The sequence below is a fragment of the Sulfuritalea hydrogenivorans sk43H genome, from assembly GCF_000828635.1.
Taxonomy (GTDB): Bacteria; Pseudomonadota; Gammaproteobacteria; order Burkholderiales; family Rhodocyclaceae; genus Sulfuritalea; species Sulfuritalea hydrogenivorans.
In genome coordinates this window covers 904,394-916,894 of sequence record NZ_AP012547.1, presented here as the reverse complement: position 1 = coordinate 916,894, position 12,501 = coordinate 904,394, and the positions used below count along the sequence as shown (strand labels likewise).

10 protein-coding genes are annotated in these 12,501 nt (G+C 59.9%); all 10 read right to left on the bottom strand.

From position 1 onward, the window contains the following. Nucleotides 1-138: 138 nt before the first annotated feature. Nucleotides 139-1,839: a methyl-accepting chemotaxis protein gene (locus SUTH_RS04485; RefSeq protein ID WP_052473226.1), complete on the bottom strand. Its 1,701-nt coding sequence runs from the start codon at nt 1,837-1,839 to the stop codon at nt 139-141. A 251-nt stretch (nt 1,840-2,090) separates the two neighbouring features. Continuing rightward, complete coding sequence (locus tag SUTH_RS04480) at nt 2,091-2,393, bottom strand: STAS domain-containing protein (RefSeq protein ID WP_041097410.1); 303 nt, start codon at nt 2,391-2,393, stop codon at nt 2,091-2,093. A 64-nt stretch (nt 2,394-2,457) separates the two neighbouring features. Further along, nucleotides 2,458-3,531, bottom strand: coding sequence for a protein-glutamate methylesterase/protein-glutamine glutaminase (locus SUTH_RS04475; RefSeq protein WP_041097409.1), 1,074 nt, complete (start codon nt 3,529-3,531; stop codon nt 2,458-2,460). Between the two features lie 8 nt (nt 3,532-3,539). Then, a complete protein-coding gene (cheD, locus tag SUTH_RS04470; RefSeq protein ID WP_041097407.1) occupies nt 3,540-4,142 on the bottom strand; it encodes a chemoreceptor glutamine deamidase CheD in 603 nt (200 codons plus the stop codon). Between the two features lie 2 nt (nt 4,143-4,144). Continuing rightward, a complete protein-coding gene (locus SUTH_RS04465) occupies nt 4,145-4,996 on the bottom strand; it encodes a CheR family methyltransferase (RefSeq protein ID WP_041101669.1) in 852 nt (283 codons plus the stop codon). 103 nt (nt 4,997-5,099) lie between these two features. Continuing rightward, nucleotides 5,100-7,925 (bottom strand): methyl-accepting chemotaxis protein, encoded by a 2,826-nt coding sequence (locus tag SUTH_RS20200; protein WP_041097405.1) that lies wholly within the window; start codon nt 7,923-7,925, stop codon nt 5,100-5,102. A gap of 31 nt (nt 7,926-7,956) precedes the next feature. After that, nucleotides 7,957-8,472 (bottom strand): chemotaxis protein CheW, encoded by a 516-nt coding sequence (locus tag SUTH_RS04455; RefSeq protein WP_041097403.1) that lies wholly within the window; start codon nt 8,470-8,472, stop codon nt 7,957-7,959. Nucleotides 8,473-8,505: 33 nt separating this feature from the next. Beyond that, a complete protein-coding gene (locus SUTH_RS04450; protein WP_041097401.1) occupies nt 8,506-10,815 on the bottom strand; it encodes a chemotaxis protein CheW in 2,310 nt (769 codons plus the stop codon). A gap of 29 nt (nt 10,816-10,844) precedes the next feature. Next, on the bottom strand, nt 10,845-11,210 hold the full coding sequence (locus tag SUTH_RS04445; RefSeq protein ID WP_041097399.1) for a response regulator: 366 nt from the start codon (nt 11,208-11,210) through the stop codon (nt 10,845-10,847). 50 nt (nt 11,211-11,260) lie between these two features. Continuing rightward, nucleotides 11,261-12,481 carry a methyl-accepting chemotaxis protein gene (locus SUTH_RS04440; protein WP_041097397.1) on the bottom strand — a complete coding sequence of 407 codons (1,221 nt, stop codon included), beginning with the start codon at nt 12,479-12,481 and terminating at the stop codon, nt 11,261-11,263. Nucleotides 12,482-12,501: the final 20 nt, after the last annotated feature.

The window sequence follows — 12,501 nt, the reverse complement described above, 5'->3', positions numbered from 1 at the left end:
GGCAACTACACAAGCGAGCCTTCGCGCGCGACAGCCAATAGTACGCCACTTTTAGTTGCGGCATGGGCAAAAAGCGCCAGCTTCGCTGGTCGCAAAAGGAGTCGCCCAAGGCTTCAGACCTTTTCCCGGACAAGAACATCACTCGGTGCGATACCCGATTCGCACACCGCCCCAATGACGGCCCTTGACATAAACCGGTGCCGAAATGTCATGCATGATCTCGCCAGTGTCCCGCCTGTAGGTTTGCAGCAGAAATGGAAGTTCGTGGTCGCCACAACGCTTGCCGACCGGATCGCCAAAAACGCGCTTGGTGCGGTTACCAACGAAATCCTTCTTCTCGTCGCCGGTAAGCGGCTGGCAGAAACGATTGTTGTGCGTCGGTACATAGCCGCGCCGGTCACAGCCGATCGCGTAGGCTACCTCCTTGTTGCCATCCAGTACGGGCTCCTGGATTGCCGGCAACAACTTGTCACAGAAACCGTCGAACTTGGTGTGGAACTTCTGCGGCTTGGTATTCGCGATCGGCACGTAATTCGGATCGAACAGATCGTCAAGCTTGATCTGCCCCCGGTCAATCGCATCGGAGAAAGCCTTCGACATGGCCTTTGCCATGCCCTGAACAACACTCGGCATGCGTTCGTGCACCTTGAGTGCCTGATCACCGGCCGCCCCAAGTTTGAAAATCGTGCCCACTTCCTCAAGATTCATGGCGAGGTAGTCGAGCTGATTTGCCTCAGCCAGGGTATTTTTTGAACACTGCGCATTGCGGTCGGCCAGACTCATGATACTGCTTACGTGCTCAACAATGGTTTTGGTTTCCTGACTCTGCCCGTGCATTGTCTGGGCAATGGTAGAAACCTTGTCCAGCGTCTCCTGCGCACCCGACTTGATTTGCTCCAGCGCCTCGGCGGCCTGGTTCGCCAATTGGGCTCCGTTCGCTGCTTGCAAGGATCCGGCCTTGATGGTCGAGATGGCGTGGCTGGTCTCGCTCTGGATTGCCGCAATCACCGAACTGATTTCACTGGTGGCAGCGGTCGTGCGCTCTGCAAGTTTGCGCACTTCATCGGCCACAACGGCAAATCCGCGACCCTGCTCACCCGCCCGCGCCGCCTCGATCGCGGCATTCAGAGCCAGCAGATTGGTTTGGTCCGCGATATCGTGGATCACCTTGACGATGCCGGAAATCTGCGATGAGCGCTCTCCCAGGGCTGCGACGACCTGTGCCGACTGCTCGACAGAGGACGCAATGCGCGCGATCTCGGCAGCGGCATCATGAACAATGGCCGCGCCGCGTGCCGAATTCTCGCGTGCCGCAAGGGCAATGCGCGCGGTCTCCTCGGCGCTCTGCGCGGCATGGGTCATGCCCTCCGCCATGGCCGCGACCTCGGTCGCGGCGGCGTTGGCGGCAGCGCTTTGCTGCTCCGAACTTGACGCCGTTTCCCGCGCCTCGGCAATCAGTTTCTCCGCGGCGTCTGCCAACTGATTGGAATTGAACAACACCCGCGTGATGATGCCCTGAATGCTCGCCATCAATTCATTGTAGGCGGTGGCCGCCGGGGCCACGCTCGATGACGGCGGCACAACTGCGCGGCGAGCCAGATCGCCATCGTTGCGGGTGGTGTAGAGCACTTCCCGCAGGTGGTTTATCGGACCAGCGACAGCGGAATTGAAGTGCATCGAAGGCACCACGGCAACCAGAAGGCCCAGCACTCCCAGCAACACCATGACATCCATGCCGAGCGCGCCTCCCGCATAACTGACGACTCCCGCCCCGCCAACAGCAACAATCAACCCGGCAACAATATGCACCAACGGCGCACGAGATTCTGAGTCAGCCATTTTTCCACTCCTCCTCTTGAGGCTTTTTATAGCTTAAGCGATAACCCGCGATTTGGTCTTGTATGTCTCTTCCGAAACCGGGAGGGAAGCGATTTGCGAGCTGGCGCGTCATTGTTTTATTGGTTCACTCTAGCAAAACTGCGGCCGAACTCAAAGCCGGAGGCGTGAGTCGGCGTTTGCCACAAGCAACTGACGGAGCTCGATATGGGCAACACCCAAGTCGACGGATGCGCGCTACCAACGCGCCGCCATCAATCGATGGTGAACAGCTTACCGAAGTTGGCAATATCAAGAATCTGCTTTACTGCATTGCGACAACCGGCCAGCTTGACTTCACGCGCAGCGCCCTTGGCCCTGTCGCGCAACATCAGCAGCATGCCCAGAGCGGAACTGTCAAGATATTCGACACCCGCCAAGTCCACAGTAATGGCTGTCGCAGGGCTCGCCAAAGCCGCATCAACCGCTTCGCGAAAATCCCGATGCGAATTGAAATCGAAACGTCCCTGGAGTCGAATGGCGGCGTGACCTTCGGTGACAGTGACAGAAGCCTGCATACAATAATCCTCGCTCAAACAGGGGCTGACGCGTCGAGTATAGCCCGGATTGGGGCCACCCGACTCAGCCTCCAGCGCGCTTGTCCAGCGCGCGCAACTTTGCCACGATGCTTGCCGAAATATCAGCGAGGCCGGCAACCTCATCCAGCGCGCCGATCTCGGCTGCTTCTCGCGGCATTCCGTAAACAACGCAGGACATCTGGTCCTGGCCGATGTTCCAGGCCCCGGCCTGATGCATGGCCAGCAAACCCTGCGCGCCATCCTTGCCCATACCGGTGAGGATCACTCCGATGGCGTTCTTCCCGACCTGCTCGGCCACCGAGCGGAACAGCACATCGGCGGCCGGCCGATGACGGTTCACCGGTTCCTCCCGGGACAGTTCCAGCACAAGACCACCGCCGCTCTTGCGCACCCTCATGTGCGAATGGCCCGGCGCCAGATAGGCAGTGCCCGGCTGCAGCCGCTCGCCTCCCTGGGCCTCGATGACCGTCAGTTTGGACAAGCTGTTCAAACGCTGTGCGAATGACGGCGTAAAGCTTTCCGGCATATGCTGCACCATGACGATGGGCGGCATTTCTCCCGGCAGCGAACTGAGTACTTCCTTGATGGCCTCCGTGCCTCCCGTCGAAGCGCCGATGGCAATGACTTTCTCCGCCAGCAGACGCGGCGAGAAACTGCTTTTCTGCGGCACAAGAGTCGGCGCTGGCGGCACGGCGGCGCGCACCGCGGTCGACTTCAGGCGAGCGCCGCTCGCAGCGCGGATCTTGTCGCGAATATCTTCCGCATAGCCCTGCAACATGGAGATATTCTCGGCCCGCGGCTTGGCCAGGTAATCGACCGCGCCGAGTTCGAGGGCCTTCAGGGTAACCTCGGAGCCCGCGGCGGTAAATGAGGAAATCATGATCACCGGCATCGGCCGCAAGCGCATCAGCCGGTCAAGAAACTCCAGTCCATCCATGCGCGGCATTTCGACATCAAGGGTCAGCACGTCGGGGTTCAAGGTCTTGATCATTTCGCGCGCGGCGATGGGATCCGGGGCAGCACCCACCACCTTGAGATCCGCCGCACCATTGATGATTTCAGTCAGCAATGCGCGCATCAGCGCGGAGTCGTCGACAATAAGCACCTTGATTGGCATGACTTCCTCTAGAACAACTCGATGTCACCCGATACCGGCGCTTCGGTGAGGCGCGCAGCGTATTCACTTTCGCGCCGCAGCAGGGTGTCGTTATGCAGGCGGGTAAGCTTCTTGACCAGGACACGCCCGGTTGCCGGAAAGAAATACACCTTGCGCGGATGGACATCGAGCAGATCCTGCGCGGAAACGAAAATACCTTCAGTACGCAGAAAATCGAGCACGAAGCTGCAATTGCGCTCGCCGACATTCGAACTGGACAGGGCAGCCATTACCCGGCCGCCGCCGAATACCTTGGCCTCCAGGCTGCCGCGGCGGGCGCCGAGCTTGAGTAAATGGTTGATCAGGATTTCCATGGCGTAGGTGCCATAGCGGGCCGACGCCGAAAACGGAGATTGCTCGCCGGAATCGGCCAGCATGAAATGATTCATGCCGCCAATGCCCTTTTCCTTGTCACGGATACAGGCAGAGACGCAGGAACCGAGCACCGTCACCAGCAGCATGTCGGTCGTCGTGACGAAATATTCGCCCGGCAGCACCTTGACCGCTTCGGCGCCAAAAGTCGGGTCGAAGTACCGATTCCCGGCAAGATGTTCGACAAACCCCGCCTCCATCGTCAAATCCTTGTCGCCGGCGTCGACGCCGGCCGATCTGCCCGCTCGTACACGGTGCGTCCCAGGGAGCGGAACACGTCGGCGGCATGCAGGAAACTCTCGGAGTGGCCGGCAAACAACAAGCCGTCTTCGCGCAGCAAGGGTGCAAACTTTTGCAGGATGGTGCGCTGTGTCGGCTTGTCAAAATAGATCATTACATTGCGACAGAACATGACATCGAAAGGACCTTGCAGCGGCAAACGCGCATCGAGCAGGTTGATGCGGGTAAAACTGAGCAATTTCTGCAACTCCGGCCGTACCCGTACGTAGCCGGCCTGCGCCCCGCTACCCTTGAGGAAGAAGCGGCGCAAGCGATCGGCGCTGAGCTTTTCCACCCGCTCCATGGGATAGACACCCTTTTCCGCCGTAGCCAGCACATTGGTATCAATGTCACTGGCGACGATCGACACCGGCGGCGTCAGCGTGTCGAAAGCCTCGCAGGCGGTCATGGCCAGGGTATAAGGTTCTTCACCGGTGGACGCGGCCGAACACCAGATGCGAATGGGACGCTGCTTCAAGGTGCGCAGATGGCGAGTCAGAATTTCAAAGTGGTGCGCTTCACGAAAGAACGATGTGAGATTGGTCGTCAGCGAATTGACGAAAGTCTCCCATTCCGCTTCGTCGTTCGATTCGAGATGCGCCAGATACTGCTCGAAAGTGCTGTAGCCAAGGGCTCGCAAACGCCTCGCCAGCCGGCTATACACCATGTCCTGCTTGATCGGCGCAAGGGAAATTCCCGCATGCTTGTAGATCAGCGTGCGCACCCGCTCGAAATCAGCGGATGTAAAGTGAAATTCGCGGTCGCGCTGTTCCATGTTTTCGTTGATCAAGTGGGTTGCCGTGCAGCAGAGGAACTGATCGGATGAATCGGGTGACGGTTGCCGTGGCACCCGTCACCCGGAATTCAGCAATCGATGATCAGAATTCCTCCCATTGCTCTCCGGCATCCGCCAGATGAGGCGGCGCGACCTTCTTCGACGTCGTCGGCTTGGCCTGCGGACGGCCTCCCGCCAGTTGTCTTGGTGTCGCGTCACGCAACGCAGAGGCCGGCATCGTACGCCCGCCACCTTCTGCCAGCTTGAACATGCTCACCGTCTGTACCAGGCCGCGCGCCTGCTCTTCCAGGCTCTCGGCCGCCGCCGCGGCTTCTTCCACCAGTGCGGCATTCTGCTGGGTTACCTCATCCATCTGCGACACCGCCTGGGTAGTCTGCTCGATGCCCGAACTCTGCTCGCGTGAGGCGGATGCAATTTCCGTCACCAGGCTGGCTACCTGCTGGAAGCTGGTCACCACCTCGTCCATGGTGGTTCCCGCCTGCTGCACCAGCTTGGCACCGCTTTCGACCTTGTCTACCGACTCGGCGATCAGCGTCTTGATCTCCTTCGCCGCCGTGGCGCTGCGTTGCGCCAGATTGCGCACTTCCGTCGCCACCACGGCAAACCCGCGTCCCTGCTCGCCCGCGCGCGCGGCTTCCACCGCGGCATTCAGGGCCAGGATATTGGTCTGGAAAGCGATGCTGTCGATGACGCCGATGATGTCCGAGATCTTCTTCGAACTCGCCTGAATCTCGCCCATGGTGACCACCACCTGCTTCACGACTTCGCCGCCGCGCACCACGCCGGCATTGGAGGTCTTGGCCAGTTCGTTGGCCTGCTTGGCGTTCTCGGCATTCTGCTTGACCGTGGCGTTGAGTTCCTCCATGGAAGAAGATGTCTCTTCGAGACTGCTGGCCTGCTCCTCGGTGCGACTCGACAGATCCTGATTGCCGGCAGCGATTTCCTGCGACGCAATGTTGATTGCCTCGGTGGCTTCCTTGATGCGCCCGACCACTTCGCGCAAGCGCTCGATGGTGGTGTTGGTATCGTCCTTCAACTGGCCGAAGATGCCCTGATAGTCGGTCTCGATTTTCTGCGTCAGGTCGCCCGCGGCGACCAGTTGCAAGACCCGCGCAACGTCGGAAAGGCCGGTCTGGGTAACATTGGACAACTGGTTGAGGCCCTCGGCCAATTGCCTGAAGAAACCCTCCTTGCCTTCCAGGCTCAGGCGCGTGACGAAGTCGCCGCGCAAGGCACCCTCGACGATGCCCGCCACCTCCTTCTCGACCAGAACTTCGGGGGTGCGATCCAGCCACTCGGCCACCGCGCCGAGGCGCTCGTTGCGTGCATTCATCACCGGACTGGCCGAGACACGCAGATAGCGTCCGCCGATTTCCAGATTGGCGACATAGGTGCTGGTAAATGTCGCCAGCAGGTTGGCCTGATGGGCGGGATTCTTGTGGAAGCTGTCGATATTCACGCCCACCATGCGGTCTGCGTCGAATTGCGGCAACTGCTGGCGAATCGCCGACTCGGCGCCCTTGAGGATTTTTTGTACCGACTTGTTGGCGTAGATGATGCTGCGTTCGTTGTCGGCGATCATCACGCCGGTGCTGACGTTGTCCAGCGCGATCTTGATGCGCAGGTTTTCGTCGGCGATTCGTTTCGCCTCGGACACGTCGAAACCAAGCTTGATCTGCATGACCTCCAGGTTTTGCAGGAACTTGCCCGTCTCGTCGTTTTTGGTGATGTCAACGAAGTTGCTGTACATGCCCTGGCCGATCTTCGCAAAGATGTCGCTGGCCTGATTCAGGGGCCCGGTAATGGCCCGGATCAGCACCACGGCGGCGCTTACTGCCAGCAACAGTCCGACGACCATGGCACCGATGGAAATCTTGAGGATCAATTCAAACTGGGCCTGCGCCTTGACGAACTCCTCCTTTGCCACCGCTCCCTGAAGCTCGATCAGCTTGAAGATGGTTTCCCGTGCCGCGGCGTATTTGGGGCCGGCATCTTTAGCAGCATTCGCCCTGGAGGCCTCGAAATTGCCGTCGGCGGCAGCTTTCATCGTGATGTCACGCGATTCCTGATAGGCCTTGAATTGCTTGCTAAAAGCGTCAGCCAACAGCTTTTCTTCAGGCGTAAGGGTGGTCGCCACGTACTTTGTCCAGAGTTCGGCGATTTCCTTGTCCCGTTCTTTTGTCTTCGCCGTGGCATCCTTTACGATGTCCTGGTTGGTCGCATTGGCTGCGGCAACTGCATTCAGCCGTACCAGATTTATTTTGTCGATGATCTTCCCCAGATCCATCAGGGGAACCGTGCGGTCCTCATAGACCGTCTGCAGGCCGTGGTTCGAAGTGTTGATGCCATACAGGCCCAGTGCGCCGATCGCCAGCAACAACAGCGCCATGAGGGTCATCACACTGCCCAGCTTGGCCTTGATGCTCATATCGACCAGCTTCTGCTTCATGCCACCACCGGAAACCACGCCTCCGAGTTCGATGCGCATGCCGCCCGCCCTGTTCTCGCGGAACTGCCGATAGACCGGCTCTGTGGCATCTATCTGCTGACGGGTAGGCTTCTTGCGAACCGACATGTAACCGACAACCTGATTGTTTTCGTACAGCGGCGTGGCGTGGGCCTCGACCCAGTAGAAATCGCCATTCTTGCAGCGGTTCTTGACCATGCCGATCCATGGCCGGCCATCCTTGAGTGTCCGCCACAGGTCGGCAAAGGCCGCTTCGGGCATGTCCGGATGGCGCACGATGTTGTGCGGCTGCCCCATCAGTTCGGCTTCGGTGAAACCGCTGATATCCAGAAAATCCTTGTTGATAAAGGTAATCTGGCCCTTGAGGTCGGTCTTGGAAACGATCATCTGGTCGTCGCGAAGCACGATCTCGTTCTGGGTCACGGGCAGGTTGCTTCTCATCCTAGGTGCTCCTTGCTGGGTGCTGGCTTGTTTATTGTGCGTGCTGGGCGGCGTCGACCAGTGCCATCTCGCTCGACAGCATCAGGCGTTCGATGTCGACCACGATGAGCATGCGCTCATCGAGGGTGCATAGTCCATTGATGTACTTGGTATCGACCGTCGCCGCAAATTCCGGCGCGGGGCGGATCTGCTCCTGGCGCAGCATGGTGACATCGGACACGCTATCGACCACGATGCCGACCACGCGCGAGCCGATGTTGAGAATGATCACCACCGTAAACGGCGTGTAGTCGGCCTTGCCGACATTGAACTTGATGCGCAGATCGACGATCGGCACTATCGTGCCGCGCAGGTTGATCACACCCTTGAGAAAATCGGGTGCATTGGCGATGGTGGTGGGCGGCTCGTAGCCGCGTATCTCCTGGACCTTGAGGATGTCGATCGCATACTCCTCCGGCCCCAGGGTGTAGGTCAGGTATTCCTGGGCGTGGCCACCCTCGTCGCCGGCAGCCTTGCCCTTGGTTGCATGTTGTTCCTGAACCATCATTCGCTCCTCGCTTCCTTGTTCGCCAAGTGGTTCTCAGGCAGCGGCGGGCAGGGCACTCTTCGCCATATGCACAAGGGCCCCCACATCCAGAATCAGGGCGACATGGCCATCGCCCATGATCGTCGCGCCGGACACGCCGGGAACTTTGCGGTAATTGGATTCCAGACTCTTGATCACCACCTGATGCTGCCCCACCAAAGCATCGATGAACAGCGCCGCTTTCACGCCATCCGCTTCAAGCACCACCATGATGCCCTTGTCAAGTTGCGTGACGGTACCGGGAATCCTGAAAATCTCGTACAAGGCCACCACCGGCAGATACTCGCCGCGGACCTGGATCAGGCGCTCGACACCGGACACGCTCTTGATCATGCTGCGATCCGCCTGCAGCGATTCGATGACATAGCCGAGCGGAATGATGTAGGTTTCCTTGCCGGCGGCGACCGACATGCCATCGAGGATCGCCAGCGTCAGTGGCAGACGCACGGTCATGCGGGTGCCGATGCCGGTCATCGATTCGATCTCGACCCGGCCGCCCATGGCAGTGATGTTGCGCTTGACCACATCCATGCCGACGCCGCGCCCGGAAACCTCGGTCACCTGATCCGCGGTGGAGAAGCCGGGCTCGAAAATCAGCAGCCAGACCTCATTGTCGGTCATCTGGTCATGCGCCGGCAGGCCCTTTTCCCGAGCCTTGGCAAGAATCTTCTCGCGATTCAGCCCGGCGCCGTCGTCACCCACTTCGATGACGATATTGCCGCTTTGGTGATAGGCCTTGAGCGTGATCGTGCCGACGGGCGACTTGCCCTTGGCGACACGGTCCGCCGGCATTTCAACGCCGTGATCGAGGCTGTTGCGCACCAGATGGGTCAAGGGATCGCTGATGCGCTCGATCAGGCTCTTGTCGAGTTCCGTGCCTTCACCGGTGGTCTTGAGCTCGATCTGCTTGCCCAGCTTCTGGGCGAGATCGCGCACCACGCGCGGGAAGCGCGAGAACACCACCGAGATCGGCATCATGCGAATCGACATGACGGATTCCTGCATGTCCCGCGTGTTGCGCTCCAGCTGGGCCAGCCCGTTGTGCAGGCGCTCGAACTCGACCGGATCGAGCGTCGAGGCGGACTGCGCCAGCATGGCCTGGGTAATCACCAGTTCGCCGATCAGGTTGATCAACTGATCGACCTTGTCCACATCGACGCGGATCGAGGTTTCGCCGCCGGCGGCAGGCTTCGGCGCAGGGCGCTTGGCGGTTCCCGGCTTATCCGGCGGCGTCGGAGCTTCAGGCTTGGGCGTAGCCGCGACCGGCGTTGCGTTCACTGGAGCGGCCGGCACGTCGACGAAGAAACCAAAGCCTTCGCCTTCGCTTCCCGCCGCAGCGGCAAGAGTTATGCCTCCGGCGGAGCCGGGGGCGGTATCCAGGGACGGCGCTGGCGACACGGCGGCAGCCACTGCCGGGGCAGGAAAGTCCGTAAAAAGTCCGTAGGAATCATCGGCTGCAGCCGCTGTCGCCTGCGTCCCTGCTGGCGCAAGCTCGGGCTCGTCGCCGAAGAGCCCCCATGAATCATCCGTTGCAGCCTTCGTGACAACCGCTGCGTCGTCATCAAAGAAACCGTAGGCGCCGTCGCTGCCATCCGCGATGCTTCCCATGGAACCGGCCGGCCCGATGCGAATGCTGTCGCTGCGCGCAACAAATTCGAGCATGCCGCGCACGATTTCCGGATCGGCCTCCGCGGCAAGACGCAAGCGCCACGGATCGTCCGCGGCGCTTGCCCGCTCGACCACTTCAACGGTCCAACGCTGACCCAGCTCCGCGACCAGATTTTCGACCGCGTTCGCCGCTTCCGCTGCATCCATGTCCAGCACGAAACTGACATCGAGATCGCCGGGCGACGTCTGGCCGGCGACTTCCGTGACCACCGCCGAGGCCGGTGCCGGAGCCTGGACCGTCGTGGCAGTGCTCACCGTCAGCTCGGAAAGTCGCTTGCACATCGCTTCAACCTGCGAATGATCCGCCACGCCATCGCCACGGTGCGCGGCCAACAGGTCTTTCAGGACATCGCCGGCATCCAGGAATGCATCGATCATCTCCGGACGCAAGGCCAGCTCGCCCTTGCGGATGCGATCGAGGAGGTTCTCGAGGACATGGGTGACTTCGGCCAGATCGGTAAACCCGAACGTGCCGGCCGACCCCTTGATCGAATGTGCAGCGCGAAAGATCGCATTGAGCTGCTCTGCATCAGGATCGCTGATATCCAGTTCCAGCAGCAAGGATTCCATGCTGTTCAGATGTTCCTGAGCTTCCTCGAAGAACACCTGATAGAACTGGCTCATGTCAATGGACATGCTGCCTCCCGGTCATGGTCTGTTTGTTTTTAGCCGATGACCTTTTTCACCACTTCGATCAGCTTTTGCGGATCGAAGGGTTTTACCAGCCAGCCTGTTGCTCCCGAAGCCTTGCCCTGCGCCTTCATCGCATCGGACGATTCGGTGGTCAGCATCAGGATCGGCGTGGTCGAGTATTGCGCCAGCGCACGCAGGTTCTTGACCAGCGTCAGTCCGTCCATGCGCGGCATGTTCTGGTCGGTGAGAATCAGGTTGAAGCTCTTCGACTTGGCCTTTTCCAGCCCATCCATGCCATCGACCGCTTCGACCACTTCATAGCCGGAGCTCTTCAGGGTAAAGGCGACCATCTGGCGAATGGAGGCGGAATCATCGACGGCAAGAATGGTTTTTGGCATAAGGGAACTCCATCAAGGAACGAGGCGAAGCTTAACTCAGGTAGTTTAAATCAAAACAGTTCGACCCCGCCCTGATTCAGTTCTTGCTGACTGACCGGATTGTTTGTCGCCATCTGCGCCAAATCCTTCAGCCGCTCCGAAACGCGGCGGGTTTCCGACTGGAGGGATTGCATGGCGTCGGCTGTATCGAGATTCACGGCGTCACGCTGCAAAACCTGCGCCAACTCGCCCAGATGCCGCGACGTTTCGTCAATGGCATCTACCCGCCGCCCGACATGTCCGAGCAATTGCGACACGATATCCTGGAACTGCAAAGCGGTAACCGCGCGACCAACCTGCTCATCGACGTTGTCGGCAATGCCGCCAAGCTGCCCCAGGGCAACGATGCGCGACTGGTTCTGCGTTTCCATGGTGGCAACGATCTCCTCGACCCGCTGCTTCGACTCGAAGGCAAAACCGAGATCCTGACTGGCCATGCGCTGAATCGCCACTTCCGTCTGCTTCACGGTGATCTGCATGTTCTCGATCACCTTGTTGATCTGCTGGCTGAACTGCGAGGTGCGTCCGGAAAGATCGCGCACCTCGTCGGCCACGACGGCGAAACCTCTCCCGGCCTCTCCTGCGCGTGCCGCCTCGATGGCGGCATTCAGCGCCAGCAGGTTGGTCTGCTTGGCGATCGCTCCGATTTCGGAAAGGATCGACTGCACGTCCTGCGTTCGCGCGGAAATGTTCTCGGTCAGCTCGACCAGTTCCATGCCCAGCTTGCTGTTGCCAACAATGCTGTCCACCACCTGCTGCATGACGTCGGATGTATCCTTGACGAAACTGTCAAACTGGTGAGCGCTCTTGTCGCTGTCGCCACCGGCCGTGACCGAAATCGTCACGTCGCGCTGACGACGGGTATGTTCGTGCATGCTGTGGAAGCTGTCGGTCAGCTTGACGATGGCCTCGGCCAACAAGTTAAGTACCTGCCCGATCTCGCCGCGCGCCATGTCCAGCTGTCGCGAAAACTGGTTCGAGCACTCCTCCAGCAGGTGGCGAAATTCGTCCAGAAGCGCCCGCTCTTCCTCTTTCAGGCGCTGCTGGCCCGCGGCGTCACTTGTGTCGCCGCTACCTGAAAGCACCGAAATGAGCTGCCAGCCAAGTCCCGTCAGCAGAAGAGCGACCCATGCCGACAGGCTGAGACCGGAACCCGAGACGAGCGATGCACCGCTACCGACGAGGACGACCCAGACCAGCCCGAACCCGAGATTCTTGTTGATGAAATTCATAGACGCCCGATTCTACTCAC